The 17,268-nt window shown below is 72.1% G+C and carries 18 protein-coding genes and 1 pseudogene; 10 read left to right on the top strand and 9 right to left on the bottom strand.

What is annotated here, in order from left to right; translation table 11 throughout:
- Positions 1-107 precede the first annotated feature (107 nt).
- Genes ACZ53K_RS30605 through ACZ53K_RS30595 form a run of 3 tightly spaced genes read left to right on the top strand, consistent with a single transcriptional unit; the run spans position 108 to position 2,044 of the window.
- A complete protein-coding gene (locus tag ACZ53K_RS30605) occupies positions 108-1,538 on the top strand; it encodes a carboxyl transferase domain-containing protein (protein WP_468842824.1) in 1,431 nt (476 codons plus the stop codon).
- Positions 1,539-1,570: 32 nt separating this feature from the next.
- Complete coding sequence (locus ACZ53K_RS30600; RefSeq protein ID WP_468842821.1) at positions 1,571-1,780, top strand: hypothetical protein; 210 nt, start codon at positions 1,571-1,573, stop codon at positions 1,778-1,780.
- 57 nt (positions 1,781-1,837) lie between these two features.
- Positions 1,838-2,044, top strand: coding sequence for a GNAT family N-acetyltransferase (locus tag ACZ53K_RS30595; RefSeq protein WP_468842818.1), 207 nt, complete (start codon positions 1,838-1,840; stop codon positions 2,042-2,044).
- A gap of 300 nt (positions 2,045-2,344) precedes the next feature.
- Here the strand turns inward: ACZ53K_RS30595 and ACZ53K_RS30590 are convergent, their stop codons facing one another.
- Positions 2,345-3,253, bottom strand: a complete 909-nt coding sequence (locus tag ACZ53K_RS30590; protein ID WP_468842815.1) for a LysR family transcriptional regulator — start codon at positions 3,251-3,253, stop codon at positions 2,345-2,347.
- A 73-nt stretch (positions 3,254-3,326) separates the two neighbouring features.
- On the opposite strand from ACZ53K_RS30590, the gene ACZ53K_RS30585 reads away from it, so the two are divergent.
- Positions 3,327-4,409 carry a DMT family transporter gene (locus tag ACZ53K_RS30585; RefSeq protein ID WP_468842813.1) on the top strand — a complete coding sequence of 361 codons (1,083 nt, stop codon included), beginning with the start codon at positions 3,327-3,329 and terminating at the stop codon, positions 4,407-4,409.
- A 37-nt stretch (positions 4,410-4,446) separates the two neighbouring features.
- Here the strand turns inward: ACZ53K_RS30585 and ACZ53K_RS30580 are convergent, their stop codons facing one another.
- Positions 4,447-5,019, bottom strand: a complete 573-nt coding sequence (locus ACZ53K_RS30580; protein WP_468842810.1) for a GNAT family N-acetyltransferase — start codon at positions 5,017-5,019, stop codon at positions 4,447-4,449.
- A gap of 239 nt (positions 5,020-5,258) precedes the next feature.
- On the bottom strand, positions 5,259-6,590 hold the full coding sequence (locus ACZ53K_RS30575) for an aminotransferase class I/II-fold pyridoxal phosphate-dependent enzyme (RefSeq protein ID WP_468842807.1): 1,332 nt from the start codon (positions 6,588-6,590) through the stop codon (positions 5,259-5,261).
- 35 nt (positions 6,591-6,625) lie between these two features.
- Here ACZ53K_RS30575 and ACZ53K_RS30570 point away from each other — a divergent pair, with 35 nt between their 5' ends.
- Together ACZ53K_RS30570 and ACZ53K_RS30565 are read left to right on the top strand one after the other, a co-directional pair.
- On the top strand, positions 6,626-7,300 hold the full coding sequence (locus ACZ53K_RS30570) for a pyridoxamine 5'-phosphate oxidase family protein (protein WP_468842805.1): 675 nt from the start codon (positions 6,626-6,628) through the stop codon (positions 7,298-7,300).
- A gap of 11 nt (positions 7,301-7,311) precedes the next feature.
- Positions 7,312-7,953 (top strand): FMN-binding negative transcriptional regulator, encoded by a 642-nt coding sequence (locus tag ACZ53K_RS30565; protein WP_468842802.1) that lies wholly within the window; start codon positions 7,312-7,314, stop codon positions 7,951-7,953.
- Positions 7,954-8,291: 338 nt separating this feature from the next.
- On the opposite strand, the gene ACZ53K_RS30560 is transcribed toward ACZ53K_RS30565, so the two are convergent.
- The 4 genes and pseudogenes from ACZ53K_RS30560 to ACZ53K_RS30545 all read right to left on the bottom strand — a co-directional run bounded on the left by ACZ53K_RS30560 (position 8,292) and on the right by ACZ53K_RS30545 (position 11,056).
- Positions 8,292-8,438, bottom strand: coding sequence for a hypothetical protein (locus tag ACZ53K_RS30560; protein WP_468842800.1), 147 nt, complete (start codon positions 8,436-8,438; stop codon positions 8,292-8,294).
- Positions 8,435-9,526: pseudogene (locus tag ACZ53K_RS30555) on the bottom strand (EamA family transporter). Before ACZ53K_RS30555 ends, ACZ53K_RS30560 begins: the two are co-directional and overlap by 4 nt.
- A 52-nt stretch (positions 9,527-9,578) precedes the next feature.
- Complete coding sequence (locus tag ACZ53K_RS30550; protein ID WP_468842797.1) at positions 9,579-10,106, bottom strand: peptidase; 528 nt, start codon at positions 10,104-10,106, stop codon at positions 9,579-9,581.
- Positions 10,107-10,453: 347 nt separating this feature from the next.
- Positions 10,454-11,056, bottom strand: a complete 603-nt coding sequence (locus ACZ53K_RS30545) for a PadR family transcriptional regulator (protein WP_468842795.1) — start codon at positions 11,054-11,056, stop codon at positions 10,454-10,456.
- Between the two features lie 460 nt (positions 11,057-11,516).
- Here ACZ53K_RS30545 and ACZ53K_RS30540 point away from each other — a divergent pair, with 460 nt between their 5' ends.
- Positions 11,517-12,059 (top strand): hypothetical protein, encoded by a 543-nt coding sequence (locus ACZ53K_RS30540; RefSeq protein WP_468842792.1) that lies wholly within the window; start codon positions 11,517-11,519, stop codon positions 12,057-12,059.
- Between the two features lie 301 nt (positions 12,060-12,360).
- On the top strand, positions 12,361-13,668 hold the full coding sequence (locus tag ACZ53K_RS30535; protein WP_468842790.1) for an MFS transporter: 1,308 nt from the start codon (positions 12,361-12,363) through the stop codon (positions 13,666-13,668).
- Between the two features lie 81 nt (positions 13,669-13,749).
- Here the strand turns inward: ACZ53K_RS30535 and ACZ53K_RS30530 are convergent, their stop codons facing one another.
- Positions 13,750-14,097 (bottom strand): MerR family transcriptional regulator, encoded by a 348-nt coding sequence (locus tag ACZ53K_RS30530; protein ID WP_468842787.1) that lies wholly within the window; start codon positions 14,095-14,097, stop codon positions 13,750-13,752.
- A gap of 166 nt (positions 14,098-14,263) precedes the next feature.
- Between ACZ53K_RS30530 and ACZ53K_RS30525 the strand changes: the two genes are divergently transcribed.
- On the top strand, positions 14,264-15,067 hold the full coding sequence (locus ACZ53K_RS30525; protein ID WP_468842785.1) for an aminotransferase class IV family protein: 804 nt from the start codon (positions 14,264-14,266) through the stop codon (positions 15,065-15,067).
- A gap of 134 nt (positions 15,068-15,201) precedes the next feature.
- Positions 15,202-16,026: a PhzF family phenazine biosynthesis protein gene (locus ACZ53K_RS30520; RefSeq protein ID WP_468842782.1), complete on the top strand. Its 825-nt coding sequence runs from the start codon at positions 15,202-15,204 to the stop codon at positions 16,024-16,026.
- A 97-nt stretch (positions 16,027-16,123) separates the two neighbouring features.
- Here the strand turns inward: ACZ53K_RS30520 and ACZ53K_RS30515 are convergent, their stop codons facing one another.
- Positions 16,124-16,891, bottom strand: coding sequence for a CPBP family intramembrane glutamic endopeptidase (locus ACZ53K_RS30515; RefSeq protein ID WP_468843036.1), 768 nt, complete (start codon positions 16,889-16,891; stop codon positions 16,124-16,126).
- Between the last annotated feature and the right edge of the window lie 377 nt (positions 16,892-17,268).

The following is a 17,268-nucleotide window of genomic DNA, read 5'->3' as shown; positions in this document are numbered from 1 at the left end:
GTGACGCGAGTGCGGGCGCTTCCGGAGCGGTCGGGGAGGGCGCGGACGGCGGTCGGTCCGTACCGTCCGGGCCGTCGCCGCGCTGGTCCGCGCGCGAGGCGGTCGCCGTGGTGACGGACGACTTCACGGAATTCCCCGCACCGGGGGCCGGGGCGCCGTACGACGACGGGCCGCTGGGCTGGGACGGTTACGGCCCCGCGCGGCAGCGGGCACGGCAACGGACCGGCGAGGAGGAGTCCGTGATCAGCGGCATCGCCCGTATCGCCGGTGTGGAGGCCGTCCTGGTCTCCTTCGAGTTCGGTTTCCTCGGGGGCTCCCTCGGAGAGCGCACGGGCGACCGGCTGGTGGCCGCCGGTACCCGTGCCCGGGAGTCGGGGCTGCCGGTCGTGACACTGATCGCCACGGGCGGCAGCCGGATGCAGGAGGGGATGCGGGCTCTGACACAGCTCCAGCGGGTGGCGGCCCAGTCCGCGCTGAACCGGGCCGCGGGGCTGCCGCAGATCGCCGTGGTCCGCGACCCGACGACCGGCGGCGGCTGGGCGACGCTCGGTGCGGGCGCCGATGTCGTGCTCGCGCTGCCGGGCGCGCAGATCGGTTTCGCGGGCTCGCGCGTACGGCCCGCCGACGCCGACCCGTACGCGTACAGCGCCGAAAGCCAGTTGGCGGCCGGCCAGGTGGACGCCATCGTTCCGCCGGACCACCTGCGTACGGCGCTCGGCCGCTGGCTGCGCCTGCTGTCACCGGCAGACGGCGCGGCAGCGGCAGCGGCAGCGGCAGCGGCAGCGGCAGCGGCAGCGGCAGCGGCAGCGGGGTCAACGACGGGCCGGAATCCCGCCGCCGAAGCGGATCCCGACACCGCCGCGACCCCGACCGTCGAAGCCGCGCCGCCACCGTACGCGCTCGGGGCGTACGGGCTCCCGGCCTCCGGCTGGGAAGCGGTGTGCGCGGCCCGTGCCGAGCGACGCCCGCGCGCCGCGGCGTATCTGGACGCGTATTTCGACTGGCGCGAGGAGATCAGCGGCGACCGCTGCGGCGGCACGGACCCGGGCATACGCTGCGGATTCGGCCGACGCGACGGCCGCACGATCGCGTTCGCCGCCCAGTGCGGCACAGCCGTGCGCCCCGCGGGATTCCGTACGGCCGCCCGGCTGATCCGGATGGCGGACCGCTTCGGCATACCGGTGCTCACGCTCATCGACACGCCGGGCGCGGCCAACGACCCGGCAGCCGAACGGGCCGGTGCGGGCGCTGCCATCGCGGACGTCTTCGCCGCGCTGGCCTCGGCCCGTCCGCCCGTCACCTCGCTGCTGATCGGGGAGGGCGGGTCCGGTGGGGCGCTGGCCCTGGCCGCGCCGGACCGGCTGTGGGCGACGCCGGACAGCTACTTCTCCGTCATCGCCCCGGAAGCGGCCGCCGCCATCCTCAAGCGCGACACGGGCGCGGTGCGCGACACGGCCGATCAACTCCGGGTGCGCCCACAGGACTTGCTGGACCTCGGGCTGATCCAGGGAGTCGTCCCGCCGCTCGATGACCGATGACCACCGCCGGTCCCCGGAGCCACAACGGGCCGATGGACACCACGCTCAGCCGTCCCGTCCGCCCGGATGAACTCGACGCCGTGGCCGCGCTTCGGTGGCAGTGGGTGCAGGAGCTCGAAGGAGCGCCCGTCACCACGCGCGAGGAGTTCGTGCGCTGTTTCGTGGCATGGGCGCGGGAGAACACGTCCTCGCACCACTGCCTGGTCATGGTCCGCGCCGATATGGTCATCGGCATGGCGTGACTGGCGGTCACCCGACGCGTACCGAATCCGCGCGCGCTGGACCGGGCATCGGGGGATGTGCAGTGCGTGTACGTGGCGCCCGACGAGCGGGGCGGCGGGCTGGGCGGGCAGCTCATCGACACGGTGCTGGAACTGACCCACGAGCACGGACTTGAACGCGTGACGGTGCACTCCAGCGACCAGGCCGTCCGGGCCTCCGCGCGGCACGGGTTCGGGACGTCTCCCCGCCTGCTCCAGGCTGATGTCTGCAACCGGTCGGCATGACGCCACCGGTCGGCGCGTCCGGCGCCGCTCGTCGCCCCGGATGCACAGAAGGCGGCCGGTCATATCGCGGGCTTCCCGGCGAAAGCCGCGGCGGGCGGGCGCTTTCTCACGGGTCTCGACTGCACTCTGGGCAGCGCCGCGCCTGCGTCCGCGATCGCGGCGTCCGCCACCGCCGACCAGGCCAGGTCAGGCCGTATGCGGCCACTAGAACGTGCCGCTCGCCCAAGCGCCTCCTTGTGCCGACCACCGGGGCCCGTTCCAGGTGCCCGACCCCGCCACCCAGCCCCCGGCCCCGCGGTATCAGCGACCTTCGACCTCCTTGCCCGCCGCGCGGAGCGCCGCGACCGCGGCGCGGATGGACGGCCGCCGGTCGGCGTCGGCGCGCCAGATCGCGTAGACGTGCCGCCGCATCGTGTGCCGTACGGGCACCACGCTCACCCCCGCCGGAACCGGCCCGCGCCCCAGCCGGGGAGCCACCGCGACACCCAGCCCCGCTCCGATGAGCGCCAGTTGGGTGTGGTGCTCCTCCGCCATGTGCGCGATGCGCGGCTCGATCCCCTGGCTGCGCAGGGTGAACATCAGCCAGTCGTGGCAGAACTCGCCCTGCGGCCAGGAGATCCATTCGTCGTCGGCGAAGTCCTCCAGTTCGACCGACGCCCGGTGCGCCAAGGGGTGGCCGGCCGGCATGGCCACGTCGGCGGGGTCGTTCAGGATCGGCGCCTTCGCCAGGCCCTCGGGCAGCGAGAGCGGCCGGTTGTGCCAGTCCAGGACGACACCCAGGTCGATGTCGCCGCGTACCACACACCGCACCGAGGCATCCGGCTCCATCTCGCGTAGCAGTGGCCGGAGTTGGGGGTGTTCGGTGCGGAGCCCGGCCAGCGCGGCGGGGAACAGGCCGCGCGCCGCCGTGGGGAAGGCGCCGAGTCGCAGCTCCCCTACGGCCTGGCCGCGGTGGGCCTCCAGCTCGGCCTGGGCCAGCTCCACCTGCGAGAGGATCCGCACGGCGTGGTCGGCCAACAGCCGGCCGGCATCCGTCAGCCGCACACCGCGGCCGTTCTTGGCCAGCAGCTGCTGGCCCGTCTCCCGCTCCAGCTTGGCGAGCTGCTGCGAGACGGCGGAGGTGGTCACATGCAGTCCGTCCGCCGCCGCGCTGACCGAGCCGTGCCGGGCCACCGCATTCAGGGTACGCAGACGCTCCAGGTTCAACATGTAAGCAATGCTAATCCGTGAGTCCACAGAAATTCTCTTGTGCTAAGGGATGCTGCCCAGCATCGTGAACCTCATGAGCAACGCCGCCCGTTCCGGAGCCCAGACGGCTCCCGCACCTCCGCTTCCGCCTCCGACCGGTACCGACACCCCCGCGGACCCCACCGTCACGACCACGGACACCGCCTCGACCGCCGCGTCCACCACCGCCTCGGCCGCCGCCTCCGCCTCGCCGAAGGCGCGACGCCGTCCCCTCGACTGGCGTCTGCGGTTCGGGGCCCTGTGCCTGGTCTGGGGCTTCAGCTTCCTGTTCATCAAGGTCGGCACGCAGGCGTACGCGCCCCTGCAAGTCACCTTCGGCCGACTGGCGTTCGGCTCGGCGGTGCTCATCGCCGTACTGGTGGCCAAGCGTCAGCGGCTGCCCCGCTCCGCCCGGACCTGGGGCCACCTGGCGGTCGCCGCGTTCCTCCTCAACACCCTCCCCTTCGCCCTCTTCGCCTACGCCGAACTGACCATCCCCTCCACCCTCGCGGGCATCTGCAACGCCAGCTCCCCGCTGTGGGGCATGGCCCTCTCCCTCGTCGCCCTCTCCGAGGACCGGCCCACCCGCCGCCGCGTCGCGGGGCTCGGCCTCGGCTTCCTGGGCGTACTGACCGTGCTCGGCGCCTGGCAGGGCTTCTCCGGTACGGACCCGGCGGGGACCGCGATGGCCCTGGGCGCGTCCCTGAGTTACCCCATCGGCTGGATCTACGTACGGCGCACCCTCGCCGGAGCCAAGGACTCCAACGTCGCCCTCGCCGGCACCCAGATGCTCCTCGCCACCGCCCAGGTGGGCGCGGCAACCGCACTCTTCACCTCCGCTCCGGCCTCCTACCCTGTCGTCCCGCTCCTCGCGATCCTCGCGCTCGGCGTCCTGGGCACCGGCTTCGCGTTCCTGCTGCAGTACGGGCTGGTGGCGGAGGTCGGTCCGACCACCGCCCAGATGGTCACCTACTTCGTCCCCGTGATCGCCACCACGGCCGGTGTGACACTGCTCGGCGAACAGCTCAGCTGGAACACCCCCGTCGGCGCACTCATCGTCCTGGCCGGCGCCGCCCTGACCCAGAGCCGCCCCCGGCGCACCGGCCTGCGCGGCCACGGTGAGGGATATTCCCGGTGACGAGTGACCCCAGCGAGGGGGTGGTCCTGGATCCCGGTCAGGAGTGGTCGGGGAGGCGCGCCCCGGCGGTGTGCTCGGTCATCTCGGCCGTGACCGCCCACCGCTCGTGGTCCCGCCATGCGCCGTCGGCGTACTGGAAGCGTGGGGAGTAGCCCTCGCGCCGGAACCCCAGCCGTTCGACGAGCCGGACGGAAGAGACGTTGCCCGGCTGGATGTTGGCCTCCAGCCGGTGCAGCCCCAGCTCGGTGAAGGCGTACCCGATGACCAGGCGCACCCCTTCGGTCATATAGCCGTGCCCGGCGGTGGACGCGTAGGCGACGTAGCCGAGGGCTCCGCTCTGGATACCGCCCCGCACGATGTTGTTGATATTGACGCCGCCGACGATCGCGCCACCGTCCCGGAGGCACACCACGAAACCCTCGTGGGCCGGCTGGTCGAACTTGGCGACGTACGCGCGAAAGGCCTCCGCGGTGGACTCCCTCGCGGGGATCCACGGGTGGTGCAGTGCGGCACTCTCACGGTCGAGGGCCGCGATCTCCTCCCGGTCCTGGAAAGAGACCCGCCGAACGGCCACTCGCGGACCGCGTACAAGAAAGCTCTGATCAGGCATCGTGCGATCGTAACCAGCATCGTTCCCCCTACTTCCGGCCTGTCGGCCCGTCCGTCCCTGCCAACCTGCGGGCTGACGAGGTGCGAGCCTCCGAGCGTGCGGCCCGAACGCGCGGCACACCCCTGACCGCCCGCCTCGTCAACGCAATCCCAGCCTCCCGTCCCGCCACCTGCCCCATCAGCCGCCCCGCAGGCGTACTGCCCCCTCGTGCGCCCTGCGCCCCCTCTCGCGCGATCACTTCAGTCGTACCGGCGCGCCTCCTTCGGCTCGACGGCTGAGGCGATGGCGTCCGCCAGCGTCAGCAGTTCGTCCTCCGCGAGGCCGGCGATCGTGACGCGTATGCCGGGTGGTGAGTCCATGCGGAAGCGCGCTCCAGGGGCGACGGCCCATCCCGCGTGCAACAGCCGGGCGACCGCGCCGGTTTCGTCCGGCACCGGAATCCACACATTCATCCCACTGCGTCCCCGCGCCCGGATATTACGGGCCGCCAGGGCGTCGATCAGGGCGTCCCGGCGGCTGCCGTACGCGTCCGCGACGGCCTTCGGGTCCACCGCTCCCGTACGCCACAGGTGCACCACCGCGTTCTGCAGCAGATGGCTCACCCAGCCGGGCCCGAGCCGCTGGCGCCCGCGCACCCGGTCCACGGTCACGGCGTCCCCCGTCAGCACGGCGAGCCGCAGGTCGGGGCCGTACGCCTTGGCCGTGGAGCGGACCAGTGCCCAGTGGTCCGTGGCGCCGGCGAGCGGGTTCAGCGGGTGGTCGACGATGTCGTGGCCGTGGTCGTCCTCTATCAGCAGCACCTCCCGATGGACCGTCAGCACCTCACGCAACTCCCGGCACCGCCGCTCGCTGAGCACCGCTCCTGTCGGGTTCTGCGCCCGGTCCGTGACGACCAGGGCCCGCGCGCCGTCGCGGATCGCCCGGCCGACCTGCTCGGGCAGCGGCCCTTCGTCGTCCACCGCGACCGGCACGGCCCGCAGCCCGAGGCCCGGAATCAGATCCAGCAGGCTCCCCCACCCCGGGTCCTCGACGGCGACCATGTCACCGGGGCGCAGATGCGCGCCGAGCACCCGCTCTATCGCGTCCAGCGCACCGGAGGTGACGGCGATGGAGCCGCTCGGCACCCCGTCCGCCTCGAAGGCGGCGCGAGCCAGCCGCTCCAGCTCCGTGTCGACAGCGGGCGCTCCGTACAGCGTCGGCCGCTCGGCGCTGCGGGCGGCGGCCGCGGCCAGCGCCTGCCCGAGCGCGGGCAGCAGCGCGGGGTCGGGATTCCCGGCGGCCGCGTCGCGCACGCCGGGCGGCACGGGTCCCACCGTCGCCTCGCGGGCCGTACTCGCCGGCCGCGGACGCACCCGACTGCCCCTGCGGCCCGACGTCTCGATCACGCCCCGGTCGCGCAGCGTCCGGTACGCGGACGCCACCGTATTGGGGTTCACCTCCAGATAGACGGCCAACTCCCGCAGCGGAGGCAGGATTTCGCCTGGTTGGAGCTCGCCCGCACCGACGGCTCGCTCGACACTGGCGGCAATCTCCGATGCGCGCCGCCCTTTGATCCGATACTCTCCTAGCACAAAATTAAGTATGCACTAGTGCAATGGAGATCGCAATGCCCCAGGCGCCCCAGAACCCGTCCTACTCCCGGACGGAGCGCACCGTACCGACCCGCGCCCGCGAGCGCGCCGCTTACGACCACGAGACCGTGCACGCCATCCTCGACGCCGGATACCTGTGCCACCTCGGCTTCGTCCGCGACGGCGCCCCGGTCGTGCTGCCCACGCTCTACGGCCGGGTCGGCGACCGCCTCTACCTCCACGGCTCGACCGGTTCGCGCCCGCTGCGGATGGCCGGCGAGACGGCCGACCCCGGTCTGCCCGTGTGCGTCACCATCACCCACGTCGACGGCCTGGTCCTGGCCAAGTCCGCCTTCCACCACTCGCTCAACTACCGCAGCGTCGTCGTCCACGGCACCGCCCACCAGGTCATCGACCAGGACGAGAAGACGGCCGCGCTGGACGCCCTGGTCGACCAGGTGCTGCCGGGCCGCGCCGCCGACTCCCGCTCTGCGAACGCCAAGGAGCTGGCCGCCACCGCCGTCATCCGCCTCGACCTGGACGAGGTCTCCGCCAAGATCCGCACCGGTGGCCCGAGCGACGAACCCGAGGACCTCCTACTCCCCCACTGGAGCGGCGTTCTGCCGGTCTCCCTCTCTTACGGAGCCCCCGTCCCGTCCGACGACCTCGCCCCGGGCATCGCCGAGCCCGCCTACCTCGCCGCGCGCTGAAGGAGAACCGGATGCTGATCCACCCGTGGGACGCGCCCACCGACGACACCGAGTGGCAGGACTGGCTGACCGGCCACGACTTCGGCCAACTCGCCGTCAACGGCCCACCCGGCTCGCCGCCCCTGGTCCAGCCGCTGCACTTCGCCTACGACCCGGCCCGCCGCGAGGCCGTCACCCACCTCACCCGCCCCAACCCGATATGGCGGGCGCTGGAGGCGTCGCCGGCCGTCCTGCTGAGTGTCGTGGACGATTACGTGTTCATACCGGGGCCGTGGCAGGCCGCCGAGGAGGACCCGCCCGAGCACGGCGTCCCGACCAGCTTCTACGCCGCCGTACAGCTCACATGCACGGCCCACGTCGTGGACGAACCGCAGGCGAAGGCAGCGCTCCTCGAACGCCAGCTGGGGCACTTCCAGCCGGAGGGCGGCTCGGCGCCGGTCACCGCGGACGGCCCGCCGTACGGCCGCCAGCTGTCCGGCATCCGGGGACTGCGGCTGGAAGTCACGGACGTACGGGCCAAGTTCAAGTACGCGGGCAAGCGGAGCGAGACCGTGCAGCAACGAATCTCGGAGCGCCTGGCCGAACGGGCCGCGCCCCGCGACACCCAGGCCCGCGCACACCAGCTGCGCCGGCTGGCGGCCGGGCGCGGCTGACGGGAGGGGCGCGGGGCAGACTGGAAGCGGGGGGCGCCCCCTGTGCCACAGGCGGTCGCGGCGACGGTCACGTACAACAGGCCCCGACCCACGGGCAGGGCGGGGCAGAGCAGGAAAAGACACCATGCATGGCTGTGCTTCTCCGGGAGATCCGGGACGGCGCCGGGCGCCGTGGAATGGTCGCGTGTCCCGTGTGCGGGCAGGAGCGACCGGCCGGGGCAGGGCGTCACTTACGGATCACCCGATCACCCCGGGCCCGGGTCAGATCCTCTCTCGGAAACCGCCGCCCGCGCTACGCGGCGGGAGGGCGCAGCACAGTCAATCGCATGATCAGCACCCTAGAAGTCGCGCCGGCCGGCCGACACGCCCCGGCCGTCGTCGAAGCGCGACCTTGCATCGTCGCGGGACGGCACATCGCCGTCGAGAGGCCGCACATCACCGTCAAGGGCGGACGCCTCGTCCGCGGCGACGGCCTCGCCCGTCACCGGACCGCCCGTCCGTCCGGTCTCCTCCCCTCCCCCGGTGCCGCCCTCCGCCCGGCCCCCTTCGGGGTCGCCGACTGCGCGATGAACGCACCCGCCAGAACGATCGCCCCGCCCGCGATCTGCGGCGCGGTCAGGTGCTCGCCGAGCAGCACCCACGCCAGTACGGTCGCGATCACCGCCTCCAGGCACGCCACCACCCCCGCCACCTGCGGGGACAGCCGGCGCACCGACAGGACGCCGGTCAGGTACGCCAGTACGGTCGCGACCAGCACGATCCACCCGAGCAGCAGTACGGCGGGCACCTGGGCCCCGTCCATGTCGGCGCTGCCACCGAGCACCGCCTACTGCATCTCCCAGGGGCGGGCGATCACGGTCAGTACGGCGGCACCGATCAGCAGCCCGTACGCGATCACGCCCAGCGGGTCCGCCGCGTCCTCGCCGTCGCTGCCGTGGTCGGAGAGCAGGAAATAGCCGACCTGGCAGCAGGCGGCACCGAGGGCCAGGGCGAGTCCGACCGGATCGAAGCTGAGCCCGGACCACACCTCGACCACGCAGGCCAGCCCGCCCACCGCCAGGACCACACCGGCCGCCGCGGCTCGCGTGACCGGCTTCCGCTGGACGAACCGGACCCAGCCCAGCACCATCGCCGGCGCAAGGTACTCGATGAGCAGCGCGACTCCCACGGGGATGCGGGAGAGTGCCGCGAAGTAGCACGCCTGGACGCCGGCGACGGCGAGCAGGCCGAAGCCCGCGAGGAGGGCGGGGCGGCGCAGCGGCAACCGCCGGTGGCGCCAGGCGACGGGCAGCATGACGGCGGCCGCGCCCGCGACCCGCAGCCAGGTGACGTGCAGTGGTTCGAGACCCGCCGTGATCAGGGGCTTGGCGGCCACGCCCGAACCGCCGAAGGCGAAGGCGGATATCAGCGCGAGGGTGAGCCCGACGTTCCGGTCCCGACCGGTCGTGTCACCGCTCCCCGGACGTTTCGCGCCCCCACGGCCCCCTGAGCCCCCGGGCCTCCCCAGGTCCCCTTCGGTCCCGGCCATGACCCCGGCCCCCGAGGCCGCCTGACTCCCCGTAGACACGCACATCGGCACATCATGACACCAGCCGTCAGCAGCGTCACCCCCGGTACGCCTGTCACTACTGGCCGGAGCGGTCCCCGTCCAGCCGGGCCGCCAGTCGTTCCGTATCGACCGAAGCCCGGCGCAGCACGTCGACCGCACGCGACTCGGGATCGTCCACGAGGGCCGCGAGCAGATCGAGGCAGGCGGCATGGGTCGCGTACCGGGCGTGCGCGCGATCGAGTGCGCCGTCCAGCGCGGCGGCCGCGGCGGGTGACCAGCCCGGCACCGCCCCCTCGGTCACCATCGGCACCGCACCGGAATCCTCGACGGTGCCGTGCCACTGAAGGCCGTACCCGATGCTGCGCTGGACCAGATAGCCGAGCAGCCGGGCGACCTGCGCACCGCTCTCGAACGCCTCCCGCACGCGGGGGTCCGTCTCCAGGAGGCCGTGCAGCAGGTGGGCCGTGTCCACCTGACGGTCGCCGTCCCGCGTGGCACGCCTGCGGGCAGCGGAGACCACCGACGCGAGCTCCACGGTGAGCCGCGTTTCGAGGTCCTCGCGAGGAGCCCCTCCTCCGCTGTTGTACGCAGTACGGTTTTGCACAGTCCCCACCCCACCAGCAGCGGACGCCCCGAACATCCCCGGCGGGAAGCATTTGCGCATCCGCCCATGGTTGGGCACGGCTTTTCGGAATCTCATCCTTGCGGAGGAGAGGGGACGCACCGTTCCTAAGACCGGGCGGAGCGCGGGCCGACACCACGCCCGCCGCATAAACCACCGGAGCGCGGCTCACACAGCGGCACAAACAGCAGAAGTACACACAGCCGCTCGCGCAGCGGCACACCAAGGGGCCGCGACCGGGTCTCCCCGTCACGGCCCCGGCCGAACTCACTCGTCATCGCCATCGCCGTCGTCGCGCTTGCGTCACCACGCGGCCGACGGCAGGCGCATCACTCGTCCTCGGCGAGGATCAGGTACAGCTCCTTGCGGGCCTTGTTGACCACCGAGATGGCCTTCTCCCGCTGCTCGGGCGTGCCGGTGGCCCACACCTGCCGGAACGCCTCGACCAGGCCGCCACCCGCCTTGCGGATCTCGTTCATGGCCTCCCAGTCGACGCCTCGGCCGGCTTCCTCCCAGGGGGCGTCGGCGACGCTCTCCGCCTCCGTACGTCCGGCCTCGGTCAGCGCGAAGAGCTTTTTGCCGCCCTCGCTCGCACTACTGATCAACCCCTCGTCCTCCAGCATCTGGAGGGTGGGGTACACCGAGCCGGGGCTCGGCTTCCAGGCCCCGCCACTGCGCTCGGCGATCTCCTGGATCATCTCGTAACCGTGCATCGGCCGGTCCTTCAACAGGGCCAGGATCGAGGCGCGCACATCACCGCGCCGCGCCCGGCCCCGCGGTCCGCCACCTCGGCCCCGACCGCCGAACGGCGGCCCTCCGAAAGGCGGCCCGAACGGCCCGAACGCGGCGCGCCGCCCCTCGAACCGTCCTTCGTCATCTCCTCGGCCACCGCGTCGGCCGTGTCCGTGGTGCTCGTGTCCATGGGAACGCATGAGGGCGCTCCTTTCTTCTCGTCATTGCTTCGTGTGATCGCTCACGACATCACTCTGATCGCTCGCGATGCTTCGACGATATATCGGAACTCTTCGGATGGCAATGCCCGGGACCGGAAGCAGCGAGCCGGGCCTGGATGACAGCGGCAGCGTGCCGCTGACGACTGCTGGACGGTCCGAGGAAACCCTTGTGCGGGCGCTCGCTAGGCTCGCGCCATGTCCAACGATCACGGTTTCGCGTGCTCGTGCTGCGGCGGCTGCGCTGCATCCGGCCTGAGTCGTCGGGCCAAGGCCTGGCGAAGGCGCGCGGGGACGGAGGGAGGGCGTATCGGCGGGAGGCGGAAGACCTGCCACCAAGCACTCCGCCCGGCAGAAGTACTTCATGGCCGAGGTGGGTAGAGGTCCCCGGCCGTGCGGTGATGAGCGTGCGACATCAGGTGACCAACGGGGAGAGACCGTAATGCTTCTGGACCAACTGCCCGCTCTGATAGGCGTCGTGGTCGGTTCGCTCGGCTCGTACGCCGTACAGAGCTTGACCGAGCGGCGGCGGTGGAGGCGGCAGCGGGAGGAGCGGTGGGACGAGAAGCGCTTCGAGACGTACGGTCGTTACGCCAACGCCCTCAAGGCGCAGCTTCGCGTCGCCCAGCGCATCGGCGCCGCCCTCGGGTTCGCGGACGTGGCCGATGCATTGCTGCCGGCCGACGGTCTGCCGCTGCTCGCCGATGCGGAGTCCCGCCGTGCGACGGAGTGGGAGTCCGTCCTGCTCGTCGGGGACGGGGCGACGATCGCGGCGGCGCGGCGCTGGCACGAGACGATCTGGACGATCGAGCTGCTCGTACGGGAGGGGCCGGTCGACGCCGAGAAGTGGACGAGGGCCCATCGGCTGGCGAGTGCGGCGCGTGATGCCTTCTACGAGAGCGCGCGGCGTGACCTCGGCATCGCGGGAGACCCACCGCCGTCAGGGGAGTGGCCACGGCCGTGGCGGGCCGAGCTCTCCGGGTGAGCAGCCGGGCTCCCCACCTGGCCGATCAGGAGCGGGCGCGGGGGAGCAGGGCAGTGGCGCGGGCCTCGCCGTCCCAGGCCCCCTCCGGAAAATGCGCTGCCGTGACGTGTGGTCGGCGGCTGGCCTCCGCGATGGTGGGCGTGCTTCTCAGCAGTGATCAGTTCGAGCAGCTTGAGCAGCTTGAGCAGCTTGAGCAACTCGAATAGTTCACGCAGCTCAAGGGGGCTTGGTGCCGTCCGTACCTTTTCCTGCTTCCTCCGTCATGCTTCGGTGGGGCCCGGCCACGTGGCCGGGCCGATCGATGAAGGCGCCCGGTTCCGGCCGGTCGCGGCCGCCGGGTCTGTGGCGTGACGGTGACTTCCGGCGGCTCTGGGCGGGGCAGGCAGCCTCCCAGTTCGGGGAGCGGACCGGGCAGGTGGTGCTGCCGCTCGTCGCCGTGGTGGCGCTCGATGCCGGGGCGACCGAGTTGGGCGTTCTGCGGGCCGTGGAACAAGCGCCGGTCCTGCTGCTCTCGCTCTTCGTAGGCGCGTGGGTGGACCGCAGGCAGGCTCGCGACGTCATGATGGCGGCCGACCTCGGGCGGGCACTCGCCCTGGCGGCGCTCCCCTGCGCGTATCTCTTCGGTGTCCTCGGGGTGCCGGCGCTGGTCGCCGTCGCGCTGCTCGTCGGCGTGCTCAGCGTGTTCTTCGACGTGGCGTACCAGGCTTCCCTCGTACGGCTGGTGAGGCGCGACCAGTTGACGCAGGGCAACAGCGCGCTCGAAGGCAGCAGGTCCGCGGCGCAGATTGGCGGCCCCGCTCTCGGTGGTGCGTTGGCGTCGCTGCTGTCGGCGCCCGTCGCCGCCGCGGCCGGCGCGTTCCTCTTCGCGCTGTCCTGTCTGTCGATCCGTCGGATCCGTCGGCGCGAGCAGCCGTACGAGGACGACACGGGCGGCGCTACGGAACTTCACGGCCATGCCACAGGCGCTGTCGGCGCCGGGCGGTCCGGCCGGATGCGGCAGCAAATCGGCGAGGGTCTGCGTTTCGTCGTCGGTGATGCCTCGTTACGGGCCGTGGGCCTGGCCTCGGCAGCGTTTCAGTTTTTCTTCGCGGCCCTGATGACCGTCTATCTGCTCTTCCTGCCCCGCGGACTGCACTGTCGGTTACCGCCGTCGGCCTGGCGCTCGCGGCGATGGGGCCGGGAGCGGTGGTGGTCGCTGCTGGCCGCCTGGCTGCCGCGCAGGTGCGGTCATGGCGTGGTGCTGGTGTCCGCGGCGGCGCTGGCGGACGGTGTGCTGCTCTGCGTTCCCGCGCTGTACGGCTCCGCCACCGGGACGGTTGTCCTGCTCGTGGGCATCAACTTCCTCTTCGGCACCTTCAGTCAGTTGGTCAACGTCACCGTCATGGCCGTACGGCAGGCCGTCACACCCGTGCCCTTGCAGGCCCGGGTCGTAGCGACGATCAACTGCGTGGGCCTGGGGCTCGCACCGCTCGGGTCACTGCTCGGCGGCCATCTCGCCGACCGGTGGGCACTGCGCACCGCGCTGCTGGTGACCGCTGCCGGCCTGTCGCTCTCCCCGTTGCTCATGTCACTGTCCCCGCTGGCGCGGCTGGGGAAGAGCCTTCCGTGAAACGCTGAAACGCTCTCGGCGACCAGGCGACCAGGCAATCAAGGGATCAAGCTGACCCGGCAGACCAGGCGGACCCGGCGATCAGGTTTTGTGGTCCAAGTAGCCCACGAGGGCGCTACGGCTGCGCTGAAGGTCGTCGATGCGTTCGTCGGTGTCCGCCAGCGCCCGGTTCAGAATGGCCCGCACGTCCACGCACATCTCGATCTCCGGCTGCTCGCCCCGGGCGCACGGCAGCACCGCTCGGATCACCTCGGTGGTCAGGCCCGCGTCCAGGAGGGCGCGGACCTGGCGCACGGTGACCACTGTGCCGTCGTCGTAGCAGCGGTAGCCGTTCGAGCCGCGCTCGGCCTCCAGCAGGCCCTGCTCCTCGTAGTACCGCAGTAGCCGCGGACTGACGCCCGTACGCCGGGACAACTCCCCGATCAGCATGTGCCCCGTCCCATCCCCGCCCCGCCCGCCCCGTTCACGGTTGACCTTCCCATTGGTGTGAAGCCTTAACGTCACTCCCGCAGCGAACATTCCGCGCCTGCCGGCCACGCTGCGGGCGGCGGGCGACTGCCGCGCCCCCTCGTTCCCGTACCGCTGGAGTGAAGTCATGGCCTCTTTCGTTGTCCAACATAACGGCCGGGCGGCGACCGCCGGGGATCTGGCGCCGCTCGCCTTCGCCGGGTACGCGCACTTCACCGCCATGCAGGTGCGCGGAGGCCGGGTCCGGGGCCTCGACCTCCACCTGGAGCGGCTGCGGACCGCTTCGAAGGAGATGTTCGGCCGGGCACCGGCCGATGACCAGGTGCGGGCTCATCTGAGGGCGGCGCTGGACGCGGGACCGGCCGACCTCTCGCTGACGGCCACCGTGTACTCGCCGGCGGGCGAATTCACCGTGGCCGGTGCCGATGTGGAACCCGGACTGCTGGTCCGTACGGGCCCGGCCGCATCCGGGCCGCGGGGGCCGCTGACGCTGGCGGCGGTCGAGTACGAACGGCCCCTCCCGGCCGTGAAACACGTCGGCGAGGTGGGCAAGACGTATTTCCTCCGTGAGGCCGCGGACCGCGGCTTCGACGACGCGGCCTTTGTCGACCGCCGCGGCCGGCTCAGCGAGGGAAGCATCTGGAACCTGGCCTTCTGGGACGGCTCCACGGTGGTGTGGCCCGCGGCCGAGATGCTGGGCGGCACCACCATGGGCATCGTCCGGCGTCAACTAAACGCTCTCGGCGTCCCCCAGCGCGTCCGGGACATCACCCTCGCCGATCTGCCCGCACTGGCCGGCGGCGTGGTCATGAACTCGTGGACGCCGGGTGTGGCCGTACACCGGATCGGCACGGCGCCCTTGCCGGACGCACCGGACTTCATGGCACTGCTGCACCGCGCGTACGAGGCCGAGCCGCGGGTCGCACCCTGAGCCCGGCTGCCACCGACTGGACTCGTTCATATTCCTCACTCAGGCGGCCACTTCCCTCCCTCAACCCCAAAATCAGTCCAGTCAATCCCGATTGGCCTTGGGCATGGATGATGTGGCCTCCTAAGCTCCAGTCCATGAGGATTCGCATCGTTGACGCCTTCACCGACCGCCCCTTCGGTGGCAACCCCGCCGGAGTCGTCCTGTTCGACGCCCATGGGTTTCCCGACGACGCCTGGCTTCAGCGTGTCGCCGCCGAGGTCAACCTTTCCGAGACCGCGTTCGCCCATCCGCTGCCCGCGGGTGGCGACGCCGACTGGGCCCTGCGCTGGCTCACCCCGGCCGCCGAGGTGAACATGTGCGGGCACGCCACGCTGGCCACCGCGCACGTCCTGCACACCACCGGAACCGCCACCGGCACGGTCCGCTTCGCCACCCGCAGCGGGGTGCTGACCACGACGGCCGACGCCGGCGGCGCGGTCACCATGGACTTCCCGACCGCCCCGCTGACGCAGGTCGAGGTGCCGCCGACCGTCGCCGAGGCGCTGGGCACGGAGGTCCGCGGCGCGTACGACACCGGCGAGAACCTCGGTGACCTGCTCGTCGAACTGGCCGACGAGAAGGCCGTACGGACGCTGGAGCCGGATGTGCGGACCCTCGCCTCGCCCGGCGGCCGTGGTGTGATCGCCACCGCCGCGGCCGAAGCCCCGGACAGTGGTTACGACTTCGTCAGCCGGTGTTTCTTCCCCGCCGTCGGCATCGACGAGGACCCGGTGACCGGCAGCGCGCACACCGCGCTCGCGCCGTTCTGGTCCGCCCGGCTGGGCCGCGACGAACTCACCGGCCTGCAGGGCCCGGCCCGCCGCACCGGATTCGTACGGACCACGCTGCGCGGTGACCGTACGCTGCTCACCGGTTCGGCCGTCACCGTCATCGACGGCGAGCTGCTCGTCACGCCCTGAGCCGTGTCACGGGCGGGCCCGGCTGCGGCATCCGGCCGGGTCCGCCCCTCAGCGTACGCATGCGGGGCGCCGGAGCCGGGCCGGTGGCCGCCGCCTGTCACACCGTGGGCAGCCACCCCACCTTTCCCGCCAGCAGCGCGTACCCGACGAATGCCACGATGTCGATCAGCGCGTGCGCGGCGACCAGCGGGCCGACGCGCCGCCAGCGCCGGTACAGCAGTACGAAGATCACACCCATGACCATGTTCCCGACGAACCCGCCGATGCCCTGGTACAGGTGGTACGAACCGCGCAGCACCGCGCTCGCCGCCAGCGCGGCCACCGGCGTCCACTTCATCTGCCCCAGCCGCCGCAGCAGATAGCCGACGACGATGACCTCCTCGACGACGGCGTTCTGCACCGCCGAGGCGATCAGCACCGGGAACTTCCACCACACGCCGGGCAGCCCCTCCGGCACCACCGTCAGGTTGAAGCCGGCCGCCCGCGCACCGAGGTACAGCAGCAGACCGCTGCCGCCGATGGCCGCCGCCACGCCGACGCCGCGGCTCAGGTCGAACCCGGGCCTGCGCCCGTCGAAGCCGACCGCCCGCAGTCCGCCGACCCGCTCCCGGATCAGCAGATGCGCCACCAGCGCCACGGGTACGAGCGCGGTGGCGATGCCGAACACCTGCCAGGCGAGGTCGAGCCACGGGCGTCCCGGCGCGTGCGAGGAGTTCAGCATCGCGGCCTGGTCCTTGAGGCCGCCCGGTTTGGTCAGCGACCCGATGAAGCTGATGAGCGCGGAGACGCCGCTCGCGCCGAGCGAGAGCGCCAGGACCAGCACCGTCTCGCCGCGCAGGACCTGTCTCGACAGCCCGCCGTCCATATCGCCGCCGTCCCGTCCTCCGCCCGGGCCCTGCCGCTTCCGGCCGCGGCTCTCCGCACCGGTCACGGGACTCGCGTCCGACTGCACAGCTGCCTCCAGTTCCGCTCTACCGCTCTGCCGATCCACCTGGCACCGAACACCCCGCACCGACCCGCCATACGCCGCGAAATGGCTGGTCGAGGGCGGCACGGATCAGTTCACCGACCTTATAGGTGGTGGTGCGTCCGGGGCCCCGGACGTCGTCGGGAACGAGCACGAGTCAGGACGCCGGGGCGTACTGCCGCCCGGGATTCGGTCCGCAATAGGGGCCAACGGATGCTCAGGTGGACGGTCAAGGCGGTCAAACGGCAGCCGCCATCCGCTTGACGCCTCGCCCA

Source organism: Streptomyces sp. NPDC033221 (assembly GCF_055577005.1).
Note: the sequence above shows the minus strand (reverse complement) of the source record. Positions and strands in the feature narration are given on the sequence as shown.

Coding starts and splice junctions, on each gene's coding strand:
- ACZ53K_RS30600 (WP_468842821.1), top strand. CDS start 1,571: ATGGACACCACGCTCAGCCGTCCCGTCCGCCCGGATGAACTCGACGCC.
- ACZ53K_RS30590 (WP_468842815.1), bottom strand. CDS start 3,253: ATGTTGAACCTGGAGCGTCTGCGTACCCTGAATGCGGTGGCCCGGCAC.
- ACZ53K_RS30585 (WP_468842813.1), top strand. CDS start 3,327: ATGAGCAACGCCGCCCGTTCCGGAGCCCAGACGGCTCCCGCACCTCCG.
- ACZ53K_RS30580 (WP_468842810.1), bottom strand. CDS start 5,019: ATGCCTGATCAGAGCTTTCTTGTACGCGGTCCGCGAGTGGCCGTTCGG.
- ACZ53K_RS30570 (WP_468842805.1), top strand. CDS start 6,626: ATGCCCCAGGCGCCCCAGAACCCGTCCTACTCCCGGACGGAGCGCACC.
- ACZ53K_RS30565 (WP_468842802.1), top strand. CDS start 7,312: ATGCTGATCCACCCGTGGGACGCGCCCACCGACGACACCGAGTGGCAG.
- ACZ53K_RS30545 (WP_468842795.1), bottom strand. CDS start 11,056: ATGCGTTCCCATGGACACGAGCACCACGGACACGGCCGACGCGGTGGC.
- ACZ53K_RS30540 (WP_468842792.1), top strand. CDS start 11,517: ATGCTTCTGGACCAACTGCCCGCTCTGATAGGCGTCGTGGTCGGTTCG.
- ACZ53K_RS30535 (WP_468842790.1), top strand. CDS start 12,361: ATGAAGGCGCCCGGTTCCGGCCGGTCGCGGCCGCCGGGTCTGTGGCGT.
- ACZ53K_RS30530 (WP_468842787.1), bottom strand. CDS start 14,097: ATGCTGATCGGGGAGTTGTCCCGGCGTACGGGCGTCAGTCCGCGGCTA.
- ACZ53K_RS30525 (WP_468842785.1), top strand. CDS start 14,264: ATGGCCTCTTTCGTTGTCCAACATAACGGCCGGGCGGCGACCGCCGGG.
- ACZ53K_RS30520 (WP_468842782.1), top strand. CDS start 15,202: ATGAGGATTCGCATCGTTGACGCCTTCACCGACCGCCCCTTCGGTGGC.
- ACZ53K_RS30515 (WP_468843036.1), bottom strand. CDS start 16,891: ATGGACGGCGGGCTGTCGAGACAGGTCCTGCGCGGCGAGACGGTGCTG.